22 protein-coding genes are annotated in these 26,063 nt (G+C 68.1%); 8 read left to right on the top strand and 14 right to left on the bottom strand.

The genetic code is table 11. The features are described from left to right. Positions 1-83: 83 nt before the first annotated feature. Complete coding sequence (locus ACFXIV_RS25945; RefSeq protein WP_379398413.1) at positions 84-3,323, top strand: protein kinase; 3,240 nt, start codon at positions 84-86, stop codon at positions 3,321-3,323. A gap of 21 nt (positions 3,324-3,344) precedes the next feature. Here ACFXIV_RS25945 and ACFXIV_RS25940 read toward each other — a convergent pair whose 3' ends face one another. Then, a complete protein-coding gene (locus ACFXIV_RS25940; protein ID WP_379398411.1) occupies positions 3,345-4,460 on the bottom strand; it encodes an alcohol dehydrogenase catalytic domain-containing protein in 1,116 nt (371 codons plus the stop codon). Between the two features lie 75 nt (positions 4,461-4,535). On the opposite strand from ACFXIV_RS25940, the gene ACFXIV_RS25935 reads away from it, so the two are divergent. Next, positions 4,536-5,192, top strand: coding sequence for a class I SAM-dependent methyltransferase (locus ACFXIV_RS25935; RefSeq protein WP_379398409.1), 657 nt, complete (start codon positions 4,536-4,538; stop codon positions 5,190-5,192). 6 nt (positions 5,193-5,198) lie between these two features. Here the strand turns inward: ACFXIV_RS25935 and ACFXIV_RS25930 are convergent, their stop codons facing one another. From ACFXIV_RS25930 to ACFXIV_RS25920, 3 genes are all read right to left on the bottom strand, one after another. Further along, on the bottom strand, positions 5,199-5,948 hold the full coding sequence (locus ACFXIV_RS25930; RefSeq protein ID WP_379398407.1) for a hypothetical protein: 750 nt from the start codon (positions 5,946-5,948) through the stop codon (positions 5,199-5,201). An 88-nt stretch (positions 5,949-6,036) separates the two neighbouring features. After that, complete coding sequence (locus tag ACFXIV_RS25925; protein ID WP_379398405.1) at positions 6,037-7,473, bottom strand: pentapeptide repeat-containing protein; 1,437 nt, start codon at positions 7,471-7,473, stop codon at positions 6,037-6,039. A gap of 257 nt (positions 7,474-7,730) precedes the next feature. After that, positions 7,731-8,975, bottom strand: a complete 1,245-nt coding sequence (locus ACFXIV_RS25920; RefSeq protein ID WP_379421334.1) for an MFS transporter — start codon at positions 8,973-8,975, stop codon at positions 7,731-7,733. 93 nt (positions 8,976-9,068) lie between these two features. Here ACFXIV_RS25920 and ACFXIV_RS25915 point away from each other — a divergent pair, with 93 nt between their 5' ends. Then, positions 9,069-9,542, top strand: coding sequence for an ArsR/SmtB family transcription factor (locus ACFXIV_RS25915; RefSeq protein WP_379398401.1), 474 nt, complete (start codon positions 9,069-9,071; stop codon positions 9,540-9,542). Positions 9,543-9,570: 28 nt separating this feature from the next. Here the strand turns inward: ACFXIV_RS25915 and ACFXIV_RS25910 are convergent, their stop codons facing one another. The 7 genes from ACFXIV_RS25910 to ACFXIV_RS25880 all read right to left on the bottom strand — a co-directional run bounded on the left by ACFXIV_RS25910 (position 9,571) and on the right by ACFXIV_RS25880 (position 18,290). Next, positions 9,571-10,254 carry a pyridoxamine 5'-phosphate oxidase family protein gene (locus ACFXIV_RS25910; RefSeq protein ID WP_379398399.1) on the bottom strand — a complete coding sequence of 228 codons (684 nt, stop codon included), beginning with the start codon at positions 10,252-10,254 and terminating at the stop codon, positions 9,571-9,573. Positions 10,255-10,343: 89 nt separating this feature from the next. Further along, entirely contained in the window at positions 10,344-12,059 is a 1,716-nt protein-coding gene (locus tag ACFXIV_RS25905) for a protein kinase (protein ID WP_379398397.1), read from the bottom strand. 85 nt (positions 12,060-12,144) lie between these two features. Beyond that, positions 12,145-13,485, bottom strand: a complete 1,341-nt coding sequence (locus ACFXIV_RS25900) for a M16 family metallopeptidase (protein ID WP_379398786.1) — start codon at positions 13,483-13,485, stop codon at positions 12,145-12,147. Between the two features lie 85 nt (positions 13,486-13,570). Continuing rightward, positions 13,571-15,832, bottom strand: coding sequence for a polyribonucleotide nucleotidyltransferase (locus ACFXIV_RS25895; protein ID WP_379398395.1), 2,262 nt, complete (start codon positions 15,830-15,832; stop codon positions 13,571-13,573). Between the two features lie 419 nt (positions 15,833-16,251). Next, entirely contained in the window at positions 16,252-16,521 is a 270-nt protein-coding gene (gene rpsO, locus ACFXIV_RS25890; protein ID WP_040859570.1) for a 30S ribosomal protein S15, read from the bottom strand. A gap of 131 nt (positions 16,522-16,652) precedes the next feature. Beyond that, a complete protein-coding gene (locus tag ACFXIV_RS25885; protein WP_379398393.1) occupies positions 16,653-17,612 on the bottom strand; it encodes a bifunctional riboflavin kinase/FAD synthetase in 960 nt (319 codons plus the stop codon). Between the two features lie 84 nt (positions 17,613-17,696). After that, on the bottom strand, positions 17,697-18,290 hold the full coding sequence (locus tag ACFXIV_RS25880) for a hypothetical protein (protein ID WP_379398391.1): 594 nt from the start codon (positions 18,288-18,290) through the stop codon (positions 17,697-17,699). Between the two features lie 176 nt (positions 18,291-18,466). Here ACFXIV_RS25880 and ACFXIV_RS25875 point away from each other — a divergent pair, with 176 nt between their 5' ends. The 5 genes from ACFXIV_RS25875 (at position 18,467) to ACFXIV_RS25855 (ending at position 23,520) form a co-directional block, all read left to right on the top strand. Then, positions 18,467-20,011, top strand: coding sequence for an HD domain-containing phosphohydrolase (locus ACFXIV_RS25875; protein ID WP_379398389.1), 1,545 nt, complete (start codon positions 18,467-18,469; stop codon positions 20,009-20,011). 73 nt (positions 20,012-20,084) lie between these two features. Then, on the top strand, positions 20,085-20,819 hold the full coding sequence (locus ACFXIV_RS25870) for a hypothetical protein (protein WP_379398387.1): 735 nt from the start codon (positions 20,085-20,087) through the stop codon (positions 20,817-20,819). Between the two features lie 57 nt (positions 20,820-20,876). Continuing rightward, positions 20,877-21,536: a peroxiredoxin gene (locus tag ACFXIV_RS25865; protein WP_379398385.1), complete on the top strand. Its 660-nt coding sequence runs from the start codon at positions 20,877-20,879 to the stop codon at positions 21,534-21,536. 41 nt (positions 21,537-21,577) lie between these two features. Further along, a complete protein-coding gene (locus ACFXIV_RS25860; RefSeq protein WP_379398383.1) occupies positions 21,578-22,684 on the top strand; it encodes a sulfite oxidase in 1,107 nt (368 codons plus the stop codon). 83 nt (positions 22,685-22,767) lie between these two features. Beyond that, positions 22,768-23,520 (top strand): metal-dependent transcriptional regulator, encoded by a 753-nt coding sequence (locus ACFXIV_RS25855; RefSeq protein ID WP_379398381.1) that lies wholly within the window; start codon positions 22,768-22,770, stop codon positions 23,518-23,520. 26 nt (positions 23,521-23,546) lie between these two features. Here ACFXIV_RS25855 and ACFXIV_RS25850 read toward each other — a convergent pair whose 3' ends face one another. From ACFXIV_RS25850 to ACFXIV_RS25840, 3 genes are read right to left on the bottom strand one after another with little or no spacing between them, the layout of a single operon-like run. Further along, positions 23,547-23,846, bottom strand: a complete 300-nt coding sequence (locus tag ACFXIV_RS25850) for a protealysin inhibitor emfourin (RefSeq protein WP_379398379.1) — start codon at positions 23,844-23,846, stop codon at positions 23,547-23,549. Between the two features lie 25 nt (positions 23,847-23,871). Beyond that, on the bottom strand, positions 23,872-24,918 hold the full coding sequence (locus tag ACFXIV_RS25845; RefSeq protein WP_379398377.1) for a M4 family metallopeptidase: 1,047 nt from the start codon (positions 24,916-24,918) through the stop codon (positions 23,872-23,874). A gap of 19 nt (positions 24,919-24,937) precedes the next feature. Then, positions 24,938-25,885, bottom strand: a complete 948-nt coding sequence (locus tag ACFXIV_RS25840) for a trypsin-like serine peptidase (protein ID WP_379398375.1) — start codon at positions 25,883-25,885, stop codon at positions 24,938-24,940. Between the last annotated feature and the right edge of the window lie 178 nt (positions 25,886-26,063).

The raw sequence follows: 26,063 nt of genomic DNA, 5'->3' as shown, positions 1-26,063 counted from the left end.
GTTGGAGAGCGCGAACGGCGTGCGGCGAACGGACCAGTCGGGATATTGTGGCGGGTGCCCGGTGGGGAGATCACGAGTGGCCGATGGTCGAGAGAGATCTGTTCATGACGCAGCGTGATGTCGATGTCGTCACGGAGTTGCGTGCTGCGGGTTTCGAGGAGGCCGAGGAGATCGGGCGGGGCGGTTTCGGGGCGGTGTTCCGCTGCACCCAGCCGGCTGCGGGTCGCACGGTCGCGGTGAAGGTGCTGACCGGTGAGCTGGACGAGAATCGGGAGCGCTTCTTTCGCGAGCAACGCGCAATGGGGCGGCTGACCGGGCACCCGAACATCGTCGACATGCTCGAGGTCGGTGAGACCGCAAGTGGTCACCCCTACCTGGTCATGCCCTATCACGCTCGCGGGTCCCTGGATGCGCGCCTGCGCCGCGACGGTCCGTTGTCGCTGGCAGAGGTGCTGCACCTGGGGGTGAAGATCGCCGGGGCGCTGGAAACCGCGCATCGAGCCGAGGTGCTGCACCGCGATATCAAGCCGGGAAACATCCTGCTCACCGACTACGGTGAGCCCGCCTTGACCGATTTCGGGATCGCCCACATCACCGGTGGATTCGAAACCGCGACCGGCACGATCACCGGATCACCGGCGTTCACCGCACCGGAGGTCCTCGGTGGTGACCCCCCGAGCCGGGCCTCGGATGTATACGGACTGGGCGCCACACTGTTCTGTGCGCTGACCGGGCATGCGCCTTTCGAACGCCGTAGCGGCGAGGAGGTCGTCGCGCAGTTTCTGCGAATCACCCAGCAACCAGTACCGGATCTGCGTGAGCAAGGAATTCCCGACGACGTCTCCGCGGTGATCGCGGCGGCCATGTCCCGTGAATCACGCGGCCGCCCCACCGCCGCGGAGTTGGGCGAGCAACTGCGCCAGGTAGAGCGCGATCACGGTTTCCGGGTCGATGCGATGACGCTGCCGCCCGAACCAGCAGCCGAGCACGCATCGGTTGTCACGTCGGTGCCCGCTGCGGAAAGTCGTACCGGGAACCTGCCGCTCGAGCTGAGCAGCTTTGTCGACCGGCGGATCCAGCTGACCGAAATCAAGAACCTGCTGGCGGGATCACGTCTGGTGACGCTGACCGGTATGGGCGGGGTCGGCAAGTCACGGCTCGCGCTGCACGTCGCCGACAAGGTGCAGCGAAATTTCACCGCCGGTGTGCAGTTGGTCGAGTTGAGTGATCTGCACGATGAAACACTTTTGGTCGACGTCGTGGCCACCGCTCTCGGTCTGCGAAACCAGAGTGCCCGGCCGACGCTCGAGGTGCTTTTGGAGTTCTTGTCCGAGCGCAATCTGCTGCTGGTACTGGACAATTGCGAGCACGTGATCGAGGCGGTCGCGGGGCTGACCGAATCGCTGCTCCGGACCTGCCCGCAAGTGCGGATTCTGGCGACCAGTCGAGAGGCACTCGGCGTCGGCGGGGAATCGGTGTTCGTGGTGCCGCCATTGGGGATTCCCGATATGGCGAGCAAACCCGGGCTGCGCGTGGTGACCCGCCACGACGCGGTGACATTGTTCGCCGAGCGAGCCGCCGCAGCCGTGCCCGGCTTCGAGGTAACCGATGACTCCATGCTCAGCGTGGCCGGGATCTGCGCTCGACTCGACGGGCTACCGTTGGCGATCGAGCTGGCCGCGGCCCGGCTGCGCACGATGTCGCCCGAGCAGATCCTGACCCGGCTCGACGACCGCTATGCGCTCTTGACTCGCGGGAGTCGTGGTGCCCCGATGCGGCAGCAGACCCTGCGGTGGTGCATCGACTGGAGCTATGACCTGTGCACACCGGCCGAGCGGCGCTTGTGGGACCAGCTGTCGGTGTTCGCAGGCACTTTCGAGCTCGATGCAGCCGAGCAGGTATGCGGCACCGAACTGACCGAGACCCAATTGCTCGACACCTTGTCCGCGCTGGTGGACAAGTCGATCCTGATCCGCGAGGAAACCGAGGGCACGGTCCGCTTCCGGATGCTCGAAACCGTTCAGGAATACGGCCGGGAACAAGCCGAGGACAGCGGGAGGTACCCGGAATACGTTCGGCGGCATCGGGATTGGTGTGTGCAGTTGGCACTCCAGGTGGAAGCGGAATGGATCGGCCCGCACCAGCTGCAGTGGATTGCCCGCTTGGAGCGGGAACTGCCGAATCTGCGAAACGCGCTGGAATTCAGTCTGTCCGAGTCGGGCGAAACCGCGCTGCGGATCGTCACCGCCCTGTACATGTTCTGGACCTTGCGCGGGCGGCTCAGCGAGGGACGCCGCTGGTACGAGCGCGCGCTGGCCCAATCGACCGATGCACCGCCACTGGGTCGGGCCAAGGCTCGCTGCGGGGCCGCCACGATGGCCGTCCTGCAGGGTGACCTACCGGCCGCCGCCGAGCACGTGGCGCAGCTCGAGGCCCTGGCCGACCAGACGGCGGACCCACTGGTCACGGCCCTGCTCGCCCACGCCAAAGGAAACTATTTCCTCACGGGCGGTGCTGACAATCCGGCTGGTGCGGGTACCGCCCTGCTGGCCGATGCCATCGACATCTACGAGGCATCCGGTGACCTCAAATCGCAGCTGGACGCCCGGATTTCGCTCGGCTGGGCCTACGCGCAACAAGGCGACATCCCGCGGGCTCTCGCGGGCCTCGAGAAGGCGCTCGCGATCACCGAATCCGCCGGTGAGACGGTGTATCGGTCGTGGGTGCTGTGGGCAATGGGATTCGCCGTGTGGCGAACGGGTGAGCCCGATCGCGCCACCTCTCTGTTGCAGGAGGGAATTCGAGCGGCCCGGCTGGTGTCCGATCCGGTCGTCGCCACCATCTGTTTGGAGGCGCTGGCCTGGATCGCGACCGAGCAGCGCGATGCCCGCCGTGCCGCTACCCTGCTGGGCGCCGCCGATACGCTGAGCCGCATCGGTGGCAGCTCCATCTCGATGTTGCCCAATATGCTCGTCTACCACGAGGAATTCACCCGCCGCAGTCGCGAGATACTCGGCGCGCGTGCCTTCGAGGCGGCACATCAGGAAGGCGCCGCACTGAGTTTCGATGCCGCAGCGGGCTTCGCGCTCGGCGAGCAAGCCGAAGCGGCCGCGCCGCCCCTGCGTTCCGGAGGAAAACTGACCAAGCGTGAGCGCCAGGTCGCCGATCTCGTTGCGGACGGCCTGACCAACCGGGCGATCGCGGCCCGGCTGGCGATTTCGCCACGCACCGCCAATGCACACGTGGAACATATTCTGACCAAACTGGGATTCACCTCGCGCACACAGATTGCGGCATGGGCCGCCGAACAGGCCGAACTCTGAACTGCGCCGGGATCGGGCGGGTCAGTCGAAGAGAATCACCTGGCGGAGGGCGTGGCCGGCGGCCAGTTCGTCCATGGCCTGGTTGATGTCTTCGAGGCGGATGTGGGAGGAGACGAGCCGTTCGACGGGGAGGCTGCCCGCGCGCCACATGCGGACGAATTCGGGGATGTCGCGGGCGGGGACGGCGGAGCCGAGGTAGCTGCCGATGATGGCGCGGCCCTGGGCTACCAGGGCGAGGGGGGAGATGGAGGCGCGGGCGTCGGGGGCGGGGAGGCCCACGGTGACGGTGACGCCGCCGGGAGCTGTTGCGGCTACGGCGGTTTCGAAGGCTCGGATATTGCCCGCGGCTTCGATGACCACCTCGGCTTGAATGTTGTCGGCGGCGATTTCCTGGGGGGTGTAGGCGGCGGTGGCGCCGAGTTCCAGGGCGGTCTTCAGTTTGTCGGGGACGGTGTCGACGGCGATGACCTCGCGGTCGGTGCCGGCGCGGAGGGCGGCGGCGACCAGGACGGCAGCCATGCCGACGCCGCCGAGGCCCACAACCATGATGCGATCCGCGGGACCGGGTTTGGCCGAATTCAGCAGGGCGCCACCGCCGGTGAGGACGGCGCAGCCGAGGACGGCGGCCACCTCGGGCGGGACATCGTCGTCGACCGGGACCACCGAGCGGCGGTCCACGACGGCGTGCGTGGCGAAGGCCGAAACACCCAGGTGGTGATGGACTTCCGCGCCATCACGCAGCAATCGCCTTCCGCCGGCGAGCAATTCGCCCGCGTTGTTGGCGAGGCTGCCGGGTTCGCAGGGGGTGCGGCCGTCGGTGGCGCAGCCGGCGCACTCGCCGCAGCGGGGCAGGAAGGTCATGACGACCCGCTGGCCGACGCGCAGGTCGCTCTCGCCGGGGCCGACCGCCTCGATGCGGCCGGATGCCTCGTGGCCCAGCAGCATCGGCACCGGCCGCACCCGGTTGCCGTCGACCACGGACAGATCCGAGTGGCACAGCCCGGCCGCCTCGATCTTGACGAGCAGTTCGCCGGGTCCGGGTTCGCCCAGCTCCAGCTCGCTGATGGTGATCGGCTTCGAGTCGGCGAAGGGCGTCTGGGCCCCGATGCGTTCCAGGACGGCACCACGAATCCTCATGCGCCCGACGCTACTCCATCGCACCTTCCCAGACAGTGCGAAATCTGCTTCCATGGAGGCCGGACAGGAGCATCCATGAGCACATCGCTGACCACCGGCAATCGAGCCTGCAATCATGTGGTGACGCAGTTCTTCGGCAACGTCGCCCGCGCCTACGACACCGCCGCCCTGCAGCAGGTCGTCTACCGCCCGCCGCAGGATCAGGTCCTCGCCGAACTCCGCACCGCCGGATCGCGCCGCATCGCCGACATCGGCTGCGGCACCGGCATTCTCACCGCCCGCATCCAGCGCGAACTGCGCCCCGAGGCCGTCTACGGCGTGGACGCCTCGCCGGGCATGCTGGCCCAGGCCCGCGCCCGCTCCGCGGCCGTGCAGTGGCGGCAGGCCGCGGCCGAGCATCTGCCCTTCGCCGCGGGCGAACTGGACGCGGTCGTGAGCACCAGCGCCTTCCACTTCTTCGATCATCCGGTCGCGCTGCGCGAATTCCATCGGGTGCTGGCCCCCGGCGGGCTCGTCGCCATCGCGACCATGCATCCCTCCGGCCCGACCTCCCGGCCCATTCAGCGGCTCACCCGCAGCCCGCGCTTCCCGGCCCACGCGCCCTCACCGCGCGAAACCCGGAAACTGCTGCAGGACGCCGGATTCGAGGTCGTCGATCAGCGCAAGATCACCCGGCCGCTGCCGTCGTGGCTGATCCCCGACATCATCACCGTCGGACGGCGCGAGCGGTGATCGCGGTCACTTCCCCGGGTCGTCGCCGCCGCGGAAGCACACGGTGAGCTCGAGTTTGTTCCAGACCACCCAGACCGCGCCACGGCCGTCGCGCGGACAGCCCGCACCCGAGGTGGTGCCCTCGAGTACCGCGGTCGCCTGGACGATGTGGTCACCCGGAGTCCCGCAGGCGACCTTGGACGGGACGTCCATATCGGCGGTGTCGTAGCAGACTCCGGTTCGCCAGTCGAAGGTCAGGCACAGGTGGTAGCGGGCCTTGCCGGTCTTGTCCTTGGGCGCGGATTCCAGCGTGTACAGCGGGCCCGAGCAGGGGTCCGGGCCGATCTGCAGCACCCGGTAGTTCGCGTCCACCGAGTTGCAGTCCGACGGCTCCGGCGAGCCGGCCTTCCAACTCGGAGCGCCGGTGGCGTCCTTGGCCTGCTGGATGGGCACCTCGACGCAGTCCCCCGCCTTCAGCGCGGCCATGGGATCGGGGGCGTCGGGCTTGGCGGAGGTGGTCGGCAGCCCGGCCTGCACGAGTTCCGGTGGCGCGGCAATCGCCTTGCCCGCGACGGTGTCCCGGGGCAGCGGCGAGATCACGGCGGTCATCGCGCCGAACACCAGCACCCAGCCGACCAGGGCCGAGCCTGCTGCCACCGCGCGCGTCCCGCGGCTCGCCCGACGCGGTGTCCGCCGCGCCCGGCTCGCGACCATCGCCGCGAGGCAGAGCAGCAGCACCGCCACACCGGCAACCCAACCGACGCCGTGGCTCCCCACCACACAATCCCCTGTCTCAACTCAACTCGTCTGCAAGCTATCCCACCGGTGAGCTTCGGGCAAAACCGGCGAACAGCCCGCGACGGGCTCAGGAGGCGAGTTCGGGGGTGGACTCGGCGACCGTGGGCGGCCAGGGCGTCGGGGTGATATTGGCCGGTTTGGTGGCGGGGCTGGCGTCCCAGTCGAAGTGGACGCCGACCCATGCCCGGGGCTGTTCGAAGGTGATGGCGCGCGCGTCGAAGGAGACGCGGCGGAAGGAGATGTCGCCGAAGAAGTCGCCACCCGCGAAGATCACCGACCGCCCCGCGAACACGGCATCGGCGAAGGAGACCTTCCCGTGGTACTCGGCCCGGGCGAAGGACACCTCCCGGGTGCGGCCGGTGCGCCAGCGCACCTGCGCGCCCAGCCGGGTGCCGTCGAAGGAACAGGACTCGGAGTAGAAGCGGGAACCGGCGAAAGTAATCCGCGCGCCGGTGAATTCGGCACCGGTGAAGCTGACCCGGTCGCCGTCGAACACGGCGCGTTCGAAGGTGGTAAGGGCCGCGCCGAAGCCGGCCTCGGCGAAGACGGCGGGCTCGCCCGCGAAGGTGACGCGGTCGAATGCCGTTCGCGCGCCGCGGAATTGCGCGCCCTCGAAACTCACACCGCCGCCGAAAGTGGCCTCGGTGAAGGTGGCTCCGGCATTCTCGCGGTCGGTCCGGTCGACCTCGGTGTGCGCGAAGACCGCCCGGTCGAAGACGGCCATGCTGCGGAAGATGGCCCCGCGGAAGGTGACCCGCTCCCCCAGGAACCGCGTCTGCTCGAAGGACACGGTGCGGCCGCTGAGGAACATGGCGTTGGTGAAGCGGGTGCTGCGGCCCGCGAAGACGGCGTGCCGGAAGTCGGCGTCCTCGAACACGGCGTCGGAGAAGTCGAAATCACATCCGCACCATGGTGTTTCGGCAGCGGGCCGCAGATGCTCGGCGATCACCCGCACGATGGTGTCGCGGACCTGCCGATCGTTCTGGCGATAGGTGTACACCCGTTCCACGGCCGTGCCGTGATCCTCGATGCGCTGCGACTTGGAGACCAGGTGGCTGGCCCCCTCCTCCGGTTGATACGGCAGCCGCAGGTACCCGCACAGCACGTCCACGCACTGCTGCCGCCGCCAGCGGGCGGAGAATTCGTCGGCCACCCCGGCCATGGCGTAGACCCCGGCGATACGCACCGCCACATCGGGATCCCCGAGCTGGCGGGCGGCGGCCCCGAAGACATCGGCGAAGCGCCCGCGCTCGGCATCACGCTGCCGCCGGTAGGCCACCACCAGGGCGACCGCTCCGAAGACACCCGCCGTCACGGCGAGCGAAATCTTGCTCAGATCCAGCTGATTCGGCGTCTCGGCCCGCGCACCCAGGAAGTGCCACAGCACCCACCAGGTGACGCCCGCGACGGCGAGCCCGCCGAGCACGGCCACCACCGCCGACACCATCAGACCCGACCGGTGTACCGTCCGGCTCACCACCCCACCGAACCTCCACCGCCGCATAGCCGAACAATAGCGACCCCGGCCCGGTCACGCATCGGATGCGACAATTCCACCGCGACTTCGCGCACCCGAAAATCGCGACACACCAAACCGTTTCACCGAGAATGTGGTGTGCCTGCGCGGCAGCAGCACAGAGTCGACCCGGCGCCGGCACCGCATCCGACCGGCAGCAGCGCCGTATCCGCCTGGCGCCGAATGCGGCGTCCGCCCGGCGACACAGGGTCACCGGGCGGACGCAGGCATGGCCATTCGGGAAATCAGGCGGCCGTCGCTGCCTGCACGGGCTCCTCCACCTCCGCGGCCTCCGCATTGCGGCGCAGCCCGATACCGGCGGCACCCAGGCACGCCAGCGCCACCACGACCACGAACCACGGGAACACCGTGCTCAGCCCCCAGGTCGTGGCCGCCCAGCCCGCCACCACGGTCGGCACCGCCATGGCCGAGTAGGCCAGCAGGTAGTAGGCCGACATGGTCTCGCCCCGCTTGTGCTGCGGGACAACGTTGGACAGGTGCCGCAGCGATCCGCCGAAGCCGAGCCCGAAGGTGCCGCCGAGGGCGAATCCGGCCAGCAGCACCAGCACCCAGTTGTGGGTGTTCAGTGCCGGAATCGTGATCACCAGCGCGATCGCCATGCCGATATCGCCGGCGATGGCCGCGCGCCGGGCCGGAATCCCGCCCGCGATGGCCTGCGCGATCGCACCCGCGGTCGCTGTCGAGGCCACCACCGCGCCACCGAAGACCAGATTGTGGATGCCCGTCTTGGCCGAGGCCAGCGACGGATACAGCGACAGCAGCACGCCCAGCACCGACCAGGCCGCCATCACGCCCAGCGCCGAGAACCAGAAGTCACCGCGGATCTCCTGCGGCACAGCCGGTTTGGCAATGGTGATGCGCTGCTTCTGCCGCGCACCGTGCGGCTCCCGCAGCGCCAGCACGCCCGCCGCGATGAGCACGCACACCAGCGTGATCACCACATACGGCGTGCGCAGCGGATGCGGCGCGTACTGGGCCAGCACCGCCGAACCCAGAATCGCCACGGCCATACCGACATTGAAGGCCACCCCGGACAGCTGCCCGGACCGCGCGCCCTGCTGCGGCCGCAGATCCAGCAGGGCCGCCGCGCCCGCCACCACGGTCGCGCCGACCGCGGCCCCGTGCACCGCCCGAGCCAGCAGCAGCATGGCCACATTGTCGGCGAGCAGGAACACCACCAGGCCCACGATCATGAGCGCGAACGCACCCAGCAGGACCGGTTTGCGGCCCACCACGTCCGAGATCCGCCCCGACACCAGTACCGCGCCCAGCGCCGCGACCGCGTAGGCGGCGAAGACGAAGGTCGTGGTGAGCGGGGAGAAATGCCAGCTCTGCTGATAGATCCCGTACAGCGGGGCCGGTGCGCCCGAAACGCCCAGTGCCACACCGCTGGCCGCGAGCACGAGGGCGTAGGCCCAGGTCTGGCTGCCCTGTTCGGCTCGAGTCTCAACCACCGTTGCCGATGCCATCGAACCCTCCATCAGGTAAGTTTGATTGTGATCGAACCAAACCCTACGCGGGGTTCGACGATTATCAAACTAGATATCCGAGTGAGGTAGCTCATGCCCGACACCGAAGCGCTGCCCGCGGTGGCCCCGCTGCCCGCGGTGCTCGGCGCACTACAGGACCCGATCCGCCTGGAGATCGTCCGGCGCCTGGCCAATGCCGGCACCCCGCTGCGCTGCAGCCTGACCTACGACGGCATCAGCAAATCGACCGCCGCCCACCACTTCAAGATCCTGCGCGAGGCCGGCGTCACCGCCCGCGTCACCCTCGACGGCAACACCCACCTGCGCCTGCGCTCCACCGACCTGGACACCGCCCTCCCCGGCCTGCTCGCCGCAGTACTGGCCGCCGCGAATCGTGAACGCGATGACACTCCGGCCGACGCGGACATCCCGGCCGGCGCGGGAAGGCGATTCGTGACCCGAGAGCAGTTCGTCGCCGCGTCAGGCGACGCGCCGACAGTTGATCTCGCGGCATTCCGGGCCGATCAGGACTCCGCCTCGGACCACGCGGGGCCGGGTCACCACTGACCGGCGGGACGATCTGGCCCGCACCGCATCATCCTGCGGTGACCTGGGCAGCGGCCAATTGCGCGCGCAGCGACTCGTTTTCGCGGCGCAGGTCCTCGATCTCCGCGGTCAGCCGCTGTTGTTCGGCGGCGGCGTAGCGACGTTCCAGGGCGATGGCCTCGTCGAGGCGTTCCTTGGTGAAGCGGGGGCGGATGTATTTGACGCAGTTCCAGTTGTAGGCCTCGACGGTGATGACGATCGCCCGCTCGGCGATCTTCTGGATCGCGCCGGTGTATGCCCCCGATACCCGGTCGACCAGCTCGGGATCCTCGGTGCGCTCGACCATGCGGGCACGGCCGTAGACCTTCAGCCGCTCGCGCACCGGGTAGTCGATGAAGAACAGGGCGACACGGTCGTTCTCGGTGAGGTTGCCCACGGTGACGTACTGGCGGTTGCCCGACAGGTCGGCGAAGGCGAGAGTGCGCTCGTCGAGGACCTGGACGAAACCCTTGGGGCCGCCGCGATGCTGGATATACGGCCAGCCGTCCGGGGTGGCGGTGCCGAGGAAGAAGGAGTCGGCCGCGCGGATGAATCCCATCTCACGCAGCTCGAGCGGTTGCGGCTCGTCGCGCCCGCTCTCGAGCTGGGCGCCGTAGTCCCGGTAGCTCCCCGCGATCTTCTGACGTTCCCGCGCCGCTGCCGAGAAGGCGATCCGCGCGTACCGATTCGACATGACGCGTCCTTCCGCTGTCCCGTTGTCGAACCTAGCAGTACGTTCCAGCTGGTCCGAGGCCCGCGCGGTGTGGCGCTCGTCGCCATCGATCAGGATCGGGTGAGCGGCAGGGACTTCCACCAGTCGACCACACCGCTGGGCGTGGCCGGATTGCCCCGGGTGTACAGCAGGAACTTCTCCCGCGCGGGATCGTCGAAGAAGGTAGTGGCGAAGGCGGTGGAGGGCACGTCCGGAACGGAATCGAAGCGCAGATTGGTGTATTGCTTTGCGCCGCAGTACTCCTTGAAGGAGAGGTTCTCGAAGGTGCTGCCCGCCGGGCGGATTCGATTCGCCACCGCGCGGGCCGCGGCGCCCGAGCCGTAGGCGAACAGGACGTACTCGCGGACATCGTGGTCGGCCGAGTACTGGCAGTCCCAGGCCGCCGACCACCCTTCGAAGGCCCACGGCGGCAGGAAATCCTTGGTGTCGTGATCCACCACCCGGCAACTCGCGGCGCGATAACCCGCGCCGAGCTCGGGCGTCCGGGGAACCAGTCCCGGGAATTGCGCACTGATCTCGCCGATCTCGGCGACGGGCTCCTTCGGCTTCTCCGACTTGCCCAACGGTGTGAACAGGAAGACCGCCAGCCCCAGCGCGGCCGTCAGGCAGGTGCCGAGCAGCACCACTGTCCGCACCCCGACCGGCCAGCGGCGCACCGACCGCGGCGAAGTCGCCTCCGCCGGTGGCGCTTTCAGATGCCGGCCGGTGGGCGGCTCGAACAGGTCCGGGATGTCGACCAGCCGTCCCGAGCGCAATGCGACCGAGGACTGCGACACCCGCCGCTGCCCCGTGGTCTCCGACGGCGCCGCCCGGCGCGCGACCGGTGCCGATCGAACCGCGCCCGGATTCCCCCGGCGGACGGCCGGTGAATTCGCCCGGCGGGCAGGGGTTTCCGGGCCGCGCGCCCGCGTCGGGCCTTGCCCCGGGCCCGCCGCGACCCCGGCCGCCAGCGCCCGCTGCGCCGCCGCGGCGAATTCCGAACACGAGGGGTATCGCTCTTCCGGATTCTTCGCCAACGCCCGCGCCAGCACCGGATCCAGCGCCGCGGGCAACCCGGGCCGCAGGCTCGCGACCGATGGCGGCCTGTCGTACAGGTGCGACTTGACGATGGCCCCGAGATCGGCGGCCGGGAACAACGGCACCCCGGTCAGCAGCCGAAACAGCGTGCAGGCCAACGAGTATTGGTCCGACCGGTGGTCGACCGGGTGATTCTGCAGCTGCTCCGGAGCGGCGTAGGCCAGCGTCGCCATCACCGAGCCGGAACCGGTGAGGCGCCCGGTGTCCTCCTGCAGCCGCGCGATCCCGAAGTCGGTGAGCAGCACCCCCGCCTGCTGTTCCCGGGTCTCGCGGGCCAGCAGGATATTGGCGGGCTTCACATCTCGGTGCAGCACGCCCACCCGGTGCGCGTAGTCGAGGGCGTCGGCGGTGGCGGTGACGATCTCCACCGCCCGCTCGGGCGACATATCGGTCACCGCCTCGGCCTCGGTGCCGTCGACATACTGCATGGCGATCCACAGCCGCCCGTGCTCCACACCGCGGTCGTACACCGTGACCACGCCGGGGTGATTGAGCCGCGCGGCGAGGTCGGCCTCGCGTTCGAAGCGGGTGTGAGTCGCGGTGTCGCCGTGGTACTCCGAGTTCAGCACCTTCAGCGCGATCCACCGGGGCAGCCGCGGATGCCGGGCCAGGTACACGGCCCCCATGCCGCCGCGCCCCAGCTCTCGCTCGATCACGTACCCGGCGAAGTTCTCACCTGGAGAAAGCACAACCCCTCCCATTCCGGCGAGGTGATCATAGCCACAAACGGGCATACCTCACCGGGCCAGGCGGGACTACTGCCGAGTAGCGATCTCAGTCCACGAGACGACGCACGGCGGCGGGCAGGTCGCGGGTGCGGCGGTAGGGTCCGGCCACCGCGACGCCGAAGGGGCGGGCGAGCAGGGCGGCCGCGATCCGGGAGACCTCGTCGGTGGTGACTTCGTCTATGCGAGCGAGGGTTTCGGACACGCTGCGGTGGTTGCCGTAGCTGAGTTCCGAGCGGCCGATCCGGTTCATGCGCGAACCGGAATCCTCCAGCCCCAGCACCAGACCGCCCCGCAGCGAACCCTTGGCGCGGGCGCATTCGGCGTCGGTGATGCCGTCGGCGGCCACCTCCTCGAGCACCCCGCGCGCCAAACTCGCTACGCGGCCCAGGTTTTCGGGCTGGCAGCCGATGTAGACCGAGAACGCGCCGGTGTCGGCGAAGGTGTCGACGCTGGAGTACACCGAGTACGCCAGGCCGCGCTCCTCCCGAATGCGCTGGAACAGACGCGAACTCAGCCCGCCGCCCAGCACCGTGTTGAGCACCGACAGCGGCCAGCGCTTCTCGCCCTCGTGCCGGCCGAAGGCACGGGTGCCGAACACCAGATGCGCCTGCTCGCTGTCGCGCTGGACGCGCAGCAGCTCCGGATTGCCGCGCGGCCGGAACCGGCCCTCGCGCCGCGGCGCGGGTTCCAGCCCGGATTCGAGCCGATTCCCGAAGGCGCGGTACACCAGTTCGACGGTGTGCTCGTGCTCGATATTGCCGGCCACCGCCACCACCATCCGGTCGGGCCGGTAGCGACGCTGGTGGAACGAGCGCAGCTGCTGGGCCTGCATGGCCTCGACGGTCTCGACACTGCCGATCACCGGGCGGCCGATCGGATGATCACCGAACAGCGCGGTGAGGAAGGTGTCGCCGACGATGTCCTCGGGATCGTCGTCGCGCATGGAGATCTCCTCCAGCACGACCTGCCGTTCCACCGATACGTCCTCGGCGCGGCACAGCCCGTTCATCACCACGTCGGTGACCAGGTCCACCGCCAGCGGCAGATCCTCGTCCAGCACGTGCGCGTAGTAGCAGGTCTGCTCCTTGGCGGTGAAGGCGTTCAGCTCACCGCCGACCGCGTCCATGGCCTGCGCGATATCCAGCGCCGAGCGCGAGGGCGTGGCCTTGAACAGCAGATGCTCGAGGAAGTGCGCGGCGCCGGCCACCGTCGGGCCCTCGTCGCGCGAGCCGACCCCGACCCACACGCCGACCGACGCCGAGCGCACGCCCGGCACATGCTCGGTGACCACCCGTAGACCACCGGGCAGCACGGTGCGGCGCACGCCGATATCCGTTGCGGGCGCTTGATTCTGGGCAACCACCAGTGAAGAGCCCCCCTGCTCCAGATTCCGGAGCAAGGGGGCCGTGTCTGTCGCGGCGCGCGCGGAACCCACGCGCACCGCGGACTGCTTCTTCGTCACAGAGAAATAATTACTCTGCGTTCGCGTCGGCCGCAGCAGAGGCTTCGGAGTTGTCCGAATCCTCGTCGATCGGCACCAGCGAGATCTTGCCGCGGTTGTCGATGTCGGCAATCTCCACGCGGATCTTGTCACCCACGTTGACCACGTCCTCGACCTTGGCGACGCGCTTGCCGTTGCCCAGCTTCGAGATGTGGACCAGACCGTCGCGGCCCGGCAGCAGCGAGACGAACGCACCGAAGGCAGTGGTCTTGACGACCGTGCCCAGGAAGCGCTCGCCGACCTTCGGCAGCTGCGGGTTGGCGATGGCGTTGATCGCGTCGATCGCGGCCTGCGCCGACGGGCCGTCGGTCGCGCCGACGAACACGGTGCCGTCGTCCTCGATGGAGATGTTGGCGCCGGTGTCCTCGGTGATCTGGTTGATGACCTTGCCCTTGGGTCCGATCACCTCGCCGATCTTGTCCACCGGGATCTTGATGGCGGTGACGCGCGGAGCGTAGGGGCTCATCTCGTCCGGGGTGGCGATGGCCTCGGCCATCACGTCCAGGATGGTGTGGCGCGCGTCCTTGGCCTGGTTCAGCGCACCGGCCAGCACCTTCGACGGGATGCCGTCGAGCTTGGTGTCCAGCTGCAGGGCGGTGACGAACTCGCGGGTACCGGCGACCTTGAAGTCCATGTCGCCGAAGGCATCCTCGGCGCCCAGGATGTCGGTGAGGGCCACGTAGCGGACCTCGTCCTCACCCTTGTCGTTCTTCACGGTGTCCGACACCAGGCCCATGGCGATACCGGCCACCGGGGCCTTCAGCGGCACACCGGCGTTCAGCAGCGACAGGGTCGAGGCGCAGACCGAACCCATCGAGGTGGAACCGTTGGAGCCCAGCGCCTCCGACACCTGACGGATGGCGTAGGGGAACTCCTCCTGCGACGGCAGCACCGGCACCAGCGCGCGCTCGGCGAGCGCACCGTGGCCGATCTCGCGGCGCTTGGGCGAGCCCACGCGACCGGTCTCACCGGTGGAGAACGGCGGGAAGTTGTAGTGGTGCATGTAGCGCTTGGAGGTCTCCGGGCCGAGCGAGTCGACCTGCTGCGCCATCTTCACCATGTCCAGGGTGGTGACACCCAGGATCTGGGTCTCGCCACGCTCGAACAGCGCCGAACCGTGGGCGCGCGGCACCACGGCGACCTCGGCGGACAGCGCGCGGATGTCGGCCAGGCCGCGGCCGTCGATGCGGAAGCTGTCGGTCAGGATGCGCTGGCGCACAAGCTTCTTGGTGACCGAGCGGAAGGCGGCGCCCAGTTCCTTCTCGCGGCCCTCGAAGGACTCGGCGAGCTCGGAGAGCACGGAGAGCTTGATCTCGTCGATCTTCTCCTCGCGCTCCTGCTTGCCCGCGATGGACAGCGCCTCGTTCAGCTCGCGCTTGGCGGTGCCCTCGACGGCCTCGTAGGCGTCGGGCTGGTACGGCAGGAAGATCGGGAACTCTTCGGTCGGCTTGGCCGCCAGGGCGGCCAGGTCCGACTGCGCCTTGCACAGGCGGGCGATGAACGGCTTGGCGGCCTCGAGGCCCTCGGCCACAACGGTTTCCGTCGGCGCGGAGGCGCCGTCGGCGATCAGCGCGAGCACATTGTCGGTGGCCTCGGCCTCGACCATCATGATGGCGACGTCACCGTCGACCACGCGGCCCGCGACGACCATGTCGAACACGGCGCCCTCGAGCTGCTCCACGGTCGGGAAGGCGACCCACTGGCCCTCGATCAGCGCGACGCGCACGCCGCCGACCGGGCCGGAGAACGGCAGGCCCGCGATCTGGGTGGACGCCGAGGCGGCGTTGATCGCGACCACGTCGTACAGATCCTTCGGATCCAGCGACATGACGGTGACGACGACCTGGATCTCGTTGCGCAGGCCGTCGACGAAGGACGGACGCAGCGGCCGGTCGATCAGGCGGCAGGTCAGGATGGCGTCGGTCGAGGGCCGCCCCTCACGACGGAAGAACGAGCCGGGGATACGGCCCGCGGCGTACATGCGCTCCTCGACGTCCACCGTCAGCGGGAAGAAGTCGAACTGGTCCTTGGGCTGCTTGGAGGCCGTGGTGGCCGACAGCAGCATGGTCTCGTCGTCGAGGTAGGCGACGACGGAACCGGCGGCCTGCTTGGCCAGGCGGCCGGTCTCGAAACGAATGGTGCGAGTGCCGTAGCTGCCGTTGTCGATCAGGGCGACGGCCTCGAAAACGCCGGGCTCGACCTCGGCGGCGGAACTGGTCTGGGTGTCGGACATCTTTGTTATCTCAACCTCTCGTCTTCGCCGGATCCAGCACGCATCGATCACGTGCGACCCGGCTCATGAGCCGTACCCGGCATGGGCGCGCGGCAGCCCTCCTGGCCACAGCGCGCACACCCGGCCCTATCCCCTTGGATACGGCGACGCGGAGGCGGTCATCGATCGAAGCCCTCCGGGCGCGCATGGTTCATCTCACTTCGCGCCCCGAAAAGCCACTACCGAAGACCGACGCCACGCGACGGGTGCATACGGCTCGTGTTGGCGTATACCCGGCCGATCCTCCCCCTCGTGGGGATCCACGACCACATATACGAAAGGCCAACGAGGAGATTCTATGCCTCCTCGTTGGCCGGTTCGTCAACTACCTCTGCCGACGAGGTGTGTCACCTCGCCGCGCCGAGGGTCCGCGGCTTGGGTCAGCGACGCAGGCCGAGACGCTCGATCAGCGAACGGTAACGCTCGATGTCCTTGTCCTGCAGGTACTTCGAGAGCCGCTTGCGACGACCGATCAGCGCCATCAGGCCGTGGCGGGTGTGGTGGTCGTGCTTGTGCTTCTTGAGGTGCTCGGTGATGTCGGCGATCCGCTTGGACAGCAGCGCGATCTGCGCCTCCGGGGAACCGGTGTCCTTCTCGTGCACGCCGTACTCGGCGAGAATCGCCGACTTCTGCTCAGTGGTGAGAGCCACAGATACTCCTTGTTTCAGTCCGCGCTCGAGGGACCGGACGAATCCGGTTGGGCGCCGCCGCGGACCGCAGCAAACCCGACGGGACAGCTTACCGGAGCGCCCGTGATAGCGGAAATCGGCCCCGGGGAGCCCTATTCGCCGGTCTCGTCGTCGAGGACCTTGCGGGCCTGGTCGACGTCCTTGCCGATGGCCTCGACCAGCTCCTCGATGGACCCGAACTTCCGCATGCCGCGCAGCTGCTCGACGAAGTCCACGGCCACGTGCTTGCCGTAGAGGTCGGCGTCGAAGTCGAGGATATGGGGCTCGACGGTCCGGTTGCGGCCGTCGAAGGTCGGGTTGGTGCCGACCGAGATGGCGGCCATGTGGCGCTCGCCGGCCAGCGGGTCGCCGGGTTCGAGGACGGCGAACCAGCCCGCGTACACCCCGTCGGCGGGGATGGCGGCATGCATGGTCGGCGCCACGTTGGCGGTCGGGAAGCCCAGGCCCTTGCCGCGGCCGTCGCCGTGCACGACCACGCCCTCGACGCGATGCGGGCGGCCCAGCGCCTCCGCGGCCGCGCCCACATTGCCCTCGGCCAGGCAGCCGCGAATGTAGGTGGAGGAGAAGGTGACGGCGTGCTCGCCGAGCAGCTGCACGCCGTCGACGTCGAAGCCGTAGCGGCTGCCGAGCTCGCGCATGGTGTCGACGGTGCCGGCGGCCTGCTTGCCGAAGGTGAAGTTGTCGCCCACCACGACCTCGGCCACGTGCAGCCGGTCCACGAGCAGTTCCTCGACGTACTCCTCGGGGGTGAGCTTCATGAAGTCACGGGTGAAGGGCATCACCACGAACACGTCGATGCCGAGTTCCTCGACCAGTTCCGCGCGCCGGTCCAGGGTGGACAGCTGCGCCGGATGCGCACCGGGCCGCACCACGTCGACCGGGTGCGGGTCGAACGTCATCAGCACCGACGGAACGCCCCGCACCGCAGCGGATTTCACCGCACGGCTGATGAGCTGGGCGTGACCGCGATGCACGCCGTCGAACACCCCGATGGTGAGGACACACCGGCCCCAGTCCGCGGGCATCTCCTCGAGACTTCGCCATCTCTGCACACGGGAAGCCTACGCAAAGCGCGTCACAGACAATATTCGGCGGTGCGGATCTTCACGGCCGGAAGCATGTCCGTCACCCTGCGTTCACCACTCCGGACCGCCCGCCGGCGTGACCCACCCGGAGATGAACCAGTGCTGTCGGCCGGTATCGGGTTCGTACCATCGGCGTGGAAGTGTGCCGACGTCGGCTCCATAAACATGGATGCCGACGCAAGGGACCTCGCTCCCGCAGTCGACTCGATGGACATCGTCGTCGGCAGTGCAGCAGATCGTCACCTGCCCGCGGTGCCAGTCGTGTTCTACCGTTGCCACGAGCGGGATACCCGGCGCCGCGGGTTTGACGTAGCGGGTCTCGTGTTCTACACCGGCATAGATCCCGACCACGCCCCAGGTCTCGTGTCCATGGACGGGCGTGGTCTGACCGACGTCCCACACCGCAGACACGATGCTGAACGATCCATCGGTCGCGACATGGAGCGGGTACACCACGTAGTGGTCGGTATGCGGCCGAATGAATTCAGGCGGGAGGGTGACCTCCGAGGCCAAGAGCGCCCGAAGCCGGTCGGCCACCAGAGCCGTGAGCCGGTGTTCGTCGCTGTTGTCATGGACCAGGGCATCGACGTCGCTGGCGAACCGGGTCAGGCCGGCGGCACAGTGACCGGTATGGATGCGGGTCATCGAGACTCCTCTCCGGCTACCTGCCGTCGTCTTCGGCGGAGGTCACTGCGATGGGATCTCCACCACCAAGTAGAGCCCCGCCGCAACGGCCGAACATGAGGAATTTGTCCCATTTTCGGCAGTGACCGTGTACAGCGTCGGCGTAGCGTGAATAGGCGCGACGACAGGAGACGATCGTGGCGCCGTTTGTTTCCCGAAGAGAGGTTCTGGCGGCACTTTCGATTGCGATCGATCTGGGCTTGGGCCAGCCGATGGAGCACATGCTGCGGTCCGCCGTCATCGGGACCCGGCTTGCCGATCGGCTCTGCCTCACCGAGGAGGAGCGGTCGGCCGTCTTTCATACGTCGCTGCTGATGTGGATCGGATGCCATGCCGATTCGCACGAATACGCGCACTGGTTCGGCGACGACATCACGGTTCGGCACAACAGCTACTCGGTTGATTGGTCCGGATTGCCGTATCTCCGCTTCTTGCTGCGCAATGTCGGACGCGGGTTGCCGTTGGGCAAGCGGGCGCAGATCGGCGCGACGTTGATCAAGGACGCCAGGGGCAACCTCGGCAAACTGGTGCGCTCACACTGTGCTTCCGCATCGCTGCTGGCCGAGCAGTTCGGCCTGGGCGAGGAGGTCGCTTCCGCGCTGCGATTCGCCTTCGAACGGTGGGATGGTCGTGGACTGCCGAATGGAGTTGCGGGCGATGACATTCCGATCGTGATGCGAGTCGTCCAGCTCGCCGATGTCGTCGAGGTGCCCCATCGCGCCAACGGCGTCGAAGCGGCCATCGCGGTAGCCGACAGCCGCAGCGGTGGACAGCTCGACCCGCAGTTGGTGTCCGTCCTCGTCGGCTCGGCACGGGACATGCTCGGCCGGCCGGACGACGCGTGGTCGGCTGCCACAGCATCATTGCCCGATCCGGATCGGATTGTCACCGGTGCGGAACTCGATACGCTGCTGCAGGCACTCGGCGACTTCGTCGACCTGAAATGTCCATTCACCCTTGGCCATTCGCGTGGGGTAGCCGACCTGGCGCATGCCGCGGCGACCTGCGCGGGACTGGGCGCGGCGGATGCGGACCTGATGCGCCGGGCGGGGTACGTCCACGACCTCGGCCGGATCGGCGTGTCCAACCACATCTGGGAGAAACCGGGCCCGCTCACCGCATCCGAAACTGAACGCACACAGATGCACCCGTACCTCACCGGCCGGATCTTGAGTCGCGTAGGCGGTCTCGAAGCGGTCAAGGCCGTCGCGGAGCGGCATCATGAACACCTGGATGGCTCGGGGTACCCGAACGGTCTCACCGGCGGCGTTCTCTCCGTGAACGATCGGCTGCTGGCAGCCGCAGTGAAGTACCACAGCTCGCGGGAACCGCGGCCGTATCGTGTGGCCCTCGATCCCGATCAGGCGGCACGCCGGCTGCGCCGCGGCGCAGCTGCCGGGCACCTCGAACCAACCGCGGTCGAGGCAGTACTCGAAGCCGCCGGCCACCGGCGGTCCAGACGACCCGCACGCCCGTCCGGTCTGACCCCCAGGGAAGCCGAGATCCTGATCAACGTGGCCTGGGGTCGATCGAATCGCGAGATCGCGAAGGCCCTCGGCGTTTCCGAGAAGACGGTCCGCAACCACGTCGAGCACATCTATAGCAAGATCGGCGTCAAAAACCGGGTCGGAGCGAGCCTGTTCGCCACACAGCACGGCATGGTCCCCCCCATGTCGATGTGAACCAGAAGATGTGAACGAGAAAACGGGGCGAATGCCTCATGACCACCCGGGCCGTCCCGACGACGATCGTTCCATGACGACCATCAAGAACCCAAGAACCGCGGCGCAGGCGACGATCGACCGACCGGCGCTCTGGCCTGGCACGGACGAACGGTTCGCCGGTTACGGCGTGATGGGTATGCCGTTCGAAACCGGGGACTACCTGGCACTGCGGCATTTCGCCGCCACGTCGATCGGTTCGGGCTATCGCGCCGTGTGGCACCGGAACCCAGCAGGCGAATGGACCTTCTACTCCGACGTGGCGCCGGAACTCAGCTGTGCCCGATACTTCTCCGACGGCGGCTCGGCCACCACGGTCCGCACCCCGATCGATATCGAGTGGGTCGGCCCGTACTCCTTGGAGACCCGGATTCCCGGCATTCTCGAGTGGCGGATCGACCTGGAAGCCACCGGCCGTACCCGCCTGCTGAGTGCCGTGGGACGCCACACCCCGACCGCAGTATGGCGCAGCGACCGCTGTCATCGGATCATGGCCAAGGGCGTGGGCCCGATGCTGCAGGTCGGGCATATCCGCATGAGCGGAACGGTCCCGAACGGTCAGCACTTTTCGGCCGGACCGCTCCTGATGTGGCTCGTCTCCGCCAGCCGGGCGCGGTTGCGCGGGGCCGATCTCGGCGCGCCCGCTCCGCTGCCACAGCAGCAGCTCGGCGATTTCTGGCTGCCGCAACGCGGCGTATTCGTCGTTGCGAAAGCCGCGTTCGAATCGTTCGACCCGGCCAGACACCTGACCCCCGCCGCCGCGGCGTGATCTCGGGCAACGCCGTCGGGCATCGATGTTCACAACAATTGACAAGGAGGGACCGCCATGTCACTACGGCTCGGCGACACCGCACCGGATTTCACCGCGGAGACCACCGTGGGCACCATCAGATTCCACGACTGGATTCGCGATTCGTGGGCGATCCTCTTCTCCCACCCCAAGGACTTCACGCCGATCTGCACGACCGAACTCGGCCGGCTCGCCGTGCTCGAGCGTGAGTTCGACCGTCGCGGCGTCAAGGTCATGGGATTGTCTGTCGATGCGCTCGGCTCGCACGAGAAGTGGGCCGACGATATCGAGCAGACCCAGGGTGCGCGTCCTGACTACCCGATCATTGCGGATACCGACCTCACGGTGTCCAAGCTGTACGGGATGCTGCCCGCCGAGACCGCGGGCACCCATGAGGGCCGCACGCCAGCGGATAATCAAACGGTACGCAATGTCTTCCTCATCGGTCCGGACAAGAAGATCAAACTGATCCTCGTCTACCCGATGTCGACCGGCCGCAATTTCGACGAGCTGCTCCGGGCAATCGACTCGATCCAGCTCACCGCGCGCCACCTTGTCGCGACGCCGGTCGACTGGACGGCAGGCGAGGACGTCGTCATTCTGCCGTCCGTCTCGAACGAGGAAGCCGAAAAGATCTTCGGCACTTGGAACGCACCGAAGCCATACATCCGGATCGTTCCGGCGCCGGTAGGTTAGGGTCTGCGGGAAGTGAAACCAAAGGTCAGGAGTGCGCCTCGATGACCTGGACTACCGGCCCGGTCATACCCTGGATCAGCCCTCGGTGGGCCCATCGACAAGCCGTAGCGGCGGGCCTGGTCGTGATGTGCCGCGACCCGCTCAATGCCGAGACGCCGGTTTCCGAGTTGGGGGGCGACGTCACTCCGAACGCGTGGTTCTACAAGCGGAATCATTTCCGGATTCCGGATCTCGACCCGGCCGACTGGCGGCTTCGGGTCACCGGCCGTGTCACACGTCCGTCAACGTGGACTCTGCCGGACCTGCGCCGAATGCCGTCGCAGACACGGATTGTCACCCTCGAGTGCGCCGGCAACGGCCGATCGGCCCTGGACCCACCGACGCCGGGAGAGCAGTGGGGACTCGGCGCGGTCGGCACCGCGGAATGGACCGGAGTGCCCCTGTTCGAGGTGCTCGCGCAGGCGGGTCCCGCTCCCGGAGCGCGCGAGGTGGTGTTCCGCGGTGCGGACAGCGGGCCTGTCGACCGGCATTCGGGAACGATCCGCTTCGAGCGCAGCCTCGACCTGACCGATGCCAGGCACAGCGGGGCGTTGCTCGCCTACGCCATGAACGGTGAGCCGCTATCGGCCCTCCACGGCCGTCCGCTCCGGCTGGTCGTTCCGGGCTGGTACGGGGTGGCATCGGTGAAGTGGCTCACCGACATCGAGGTCCTCGACCATCGGTTCGCCGGGTTCTTCCAGACCGAGAAGTACTGCTACGAGTGGGAGCGCGGAGGGCAGGTCGTCACCGAGCCGGTGCGCCTGCAAGAGATACGGTCCGTGATCACGGTTCCTGCGTCGAACGCCGTTGTGCGCCCCGGACCGCTCACCATCCAGGGTGTCGCCTGGTCCGGGCTCGCCCCGATCACCGGCGTCGAGGTCTCGATCGGCGGAGGGAGCTGGCAGCAGGCTCGATTGCCGGGGAAGCAACTGCCGGACAGCTGGCGCGAATGGGATCTCGTCACCTCTGTCGATGCCCCCGGACCGACGACCGTGCGGGTGCGGGCGACGGATGCGGCCGGCCACACCCAGCCCGACGAGCCCGCATGGAATCGGTTGGGGTACGGGGCAAACGCGGTCCACTGTGTGCCGATCGACGTCATGCGATAGCGGACCCGCCCGCCGAACCGTGCTCCCTACCAGCGAGCGCGCCGATGTGTGAAACCGCGCGAGGTGTGCCTAAGCTCGGGTACGTGCCCGGAAAACGAGACATCGCCACCCGCCGTGAGCTGGCCGATCCGTCCGCACCTTCCGAACCCCACAGCAAGACCGCGACCGTCGCCCCGGTGCTGTCCTCGGTCGCCCAGGACTACCTGAAAGTGATCTGGACGGCGCAGGAGTGGTCGCAGGAGAAGGTGTCGACCAAGCTGCTCGCCGAGAAGATCGGCGTCTCCGCCTCCACGGTGTCCGAGGCCGTCCGCAAGCTCGCCGACCAGGGGCTGGTCGAACACGCCCGCTACGGGGCCATCACGCTCACCGAGGACGGCCGCCGCGCCGCGATCGCCATGGTGCGCCGGCACCGGCTCATCGAGACCTTCCTGGTCAATGAACTCGGCTACGGCTGGGACGAGGTGCACGACGAGGCCGAGGTGCTCGAGCACGCCGTCTCGGAGACGCTCATGGATCGGATCGACGCCAAACTCGGCCACCCCGACCGGGATCCGCACGGTGATCCGATTCCCTCGGTGGACGGCGCGGTGCCCACTCCCCCGGCGCGCCAGCTCAGTGATTTCGACGCCGGCGAATCCGGCCGGGTGGCACGGATTTCCGACTCCGATCCGGCCATGCTGCGTTACTTCGATTCGCTCGGCATCGCGCTGGACACACCCATCGCCGTGGTGGAGCGGCGCGATTTCGCGGGCACCATCGCGGTGCAGGTCGACGAACGCACGATCGACCTCGGAAGCATTGCGGCCGAGGCGATCTGGCTCAGCGAAGCGCACTGAACGGGCGGCCGGCAACTCCGTCGCGGTCAGGCGGGCGCGGCCGGAGTCGCCCGGGAGGTGAGGGCCGCGAGCAGCGAGGAGACCTCGGCGGGCACGTACGGCTGACTCCATCGATACGTCCGAGTCCGGGTTCCGTCGCTGACGGTGAGCTCGTAGCTGAACCCATCGGGAACACCCGTCCCGGCCGATCCGGCGGGGTCGCCGGTGAGCAGCCCCGCCGCGATCGTGGCATCGCCGGGCGGCAGGTCGGCGGCATCGACCTCGGCGGTCAAGTCCAGACCGGCCAGCCCACCCGACCGTCGATATGCGATGCGTATCGGCGACATACGAACGAGCGTAGTCCCGATGCGATCACTGCACCGGAACCTTCACCGCGTCCCAGCCGGCCCGCACCGCGTCCGCTTCGGTACTCGTGGCACCGAAGCGGGTGCGCGCGTTCTTCAACGTGAGGGTCGCGAAGCCGGCGAAGGTGCTGTTCGGCTTGAGCCTCGGGTCGTTGAGGGTTTCGTACCAGATCGTGCCCGGCGCCTGCCATGCCGGTCCGCCGATCGTGAGGGCGGTGACGGCGAACGCGCGGTTGGGGATTCCGGAGTTGATGTGGACACCCCCGTTGTCCGATGTGGTCTGCACGAAGTGGGCCATGTCCGCCGGCTGATTGTCATGGTTGTTGGCGGTGCCCGGTGCTTTCATCGACCGTAGCGCCGGTGTCAGCAACGGCCCGACGATGTCGGCGCCGATGAGCCAGTCGGCCTGTGCGGCGTTCTGGCCCAGGTGGTACTGCTTGACCAGCGACCCGAACACGTCGGAGATCGATTCGTTCAGCGCACCCGACTCGCCCGAGTAGACCAGGTTCGCTTCGTGCTGGGTGACGCCGTGGGTCAGCTCGTGGCCGATCACGTCGATTCCCCGGGTGGTGTCGGTCAGGATCTGGCCGTCACCGTCGCCGAAGAACATGCGCCCCTGACCGTCCCAGAACGCGTTGTCGAAGGCGGTGCCGTAATGCACCAGCCCGGCGATCGGCATACCCTGGCCGTCGATCGAATCTCGTTGAAACACATCCCAATACAGCGAATAGGTGGCGCCGAAGCCGTCATACGCCGCGTCGACGGAGGCGTCCCCTGACGGCGGGTCGCCCTCGTGCCGGACCAGTGTGCCCGGACCCGGGCTCTCCGAGTGCCGCTGGTCGTAGATCCAGCGGTGCGGGGTACCGCCGGCGGCGGCCAGCGCGAGCCGGACGGGCGCGACGACCCGGGCGGCGACCTCGGCACGAGCTTGCCGGAACGAACTGTCCCGGTCCAAGGCCGTCAGGACCGCCAACCGCTGCTCGTGCGTCGCCTCCCTGGCCAGCGAGACCAGCAGGTCGGGCGGCAGAATGCAGGCGAGCGAATGCCTTCTCATGATCTCTCCCCCTCAGTTCTCAGGCGCGGACGAGGCTGCGGTTCGCCGGATCGGAGATCCAGTCGAGCAGGCCCTTGACGTCCTGGGTGAAGTACGGCCCGTATTCCACCGTGTCGCCGTCGTTGATGTGAAAACTCTGCAGCCCGTTCGCATATTGGCGCGCCGAACCGTTGAAATCGGTGATCCACGGTCCGCCGCTGCTGCCGTGCTCCATATTGTCGTTGCTCAGCCCGATGGTGCCGGTGGTCGAACTGGATTGCACCGTGCCCAGGGCCTCGTCCATCTTGTTGCCGTCGAACGGCGGGCTGGGTGTCGCGGGGTAGCCGACCGCATCCCAGACCCGGCCCGCGGTGGCGGCGTTCCACAACAGCCCCAGCCAGCCCACCTGATTTCCCGGGGCGCTGTCGAACCAGATCATTCCGTAGTCGAAGGCGCGATCCCCGCCCTGAGTCCACGCCGTCCAGGCCGCGGCAGAGTTGTAGTTGAAGCTGTAGGCGGGGTCCGAGGTGGCGCGACTGGGATAGGACGGGAAGAACGCCAGATTGGTGGACCAGCTGCCGTTGCCGAAGACGCAGTGGCCGGCGGTGAGCAGGACGTTCGGCGCGACGAACGCCGCCGATCCGGCGAAGTTGCTGTTGTTCTGGGTGAAGAACAGCTTGCCGCAGGTGGTGTACGGGTAGGCGAGCGGGTTCAGTACCGGGTCGGCGTCGCTGGTGCCGCCATGGCCCGAATCTCGGTGCGCGCGTGCGGTTCCATTGTGACCCGCCGGGGTATGTCCGGCCTTTCCGGATGGCTGCGGTGCGATCGCCTGCCGGGGCCGTGCGGCCTTACGCTCCCGCGGCAGCGGAACCGGGATGGCCGCGGCTCGGCGTTCAGGCGTCCAGTATTCTTCGCCGGCCTCGACGCCGGCCATTTCGGCCGGGCCGGATCCGACCACGTAGTTCTCGTTGTCGCGTGATGTGCTCATTGCGGTGATCTCCTCTTCGGGCGGTTTCCAGCAGGGTCGAATCTGCGGGATCATCGAATGACCCAGCCGGAGAACGAGTTCGGAGGCCGCGAGTAGCCACAGCCCCCCTCACCCCCGAGGCCGGTAATGGATGGGCCCGTTTCGCCCCTCTACAGGGTGAGCCGGTCCGAACCGGAGG

Source organism: Nocardia sp. NPDC059236 (assembly GCF_042754085.1).
Taxonomy (GTDB): Bacteria; Actinomycetota; Actinomycetes; order Mycobacteriales; family Mycobacteriaceae; genus Nocardia.
Note: the sequence above shows the minus strand (reverse complement) of the source record. Positions and strands in the feature narration are given on the sequence as shown.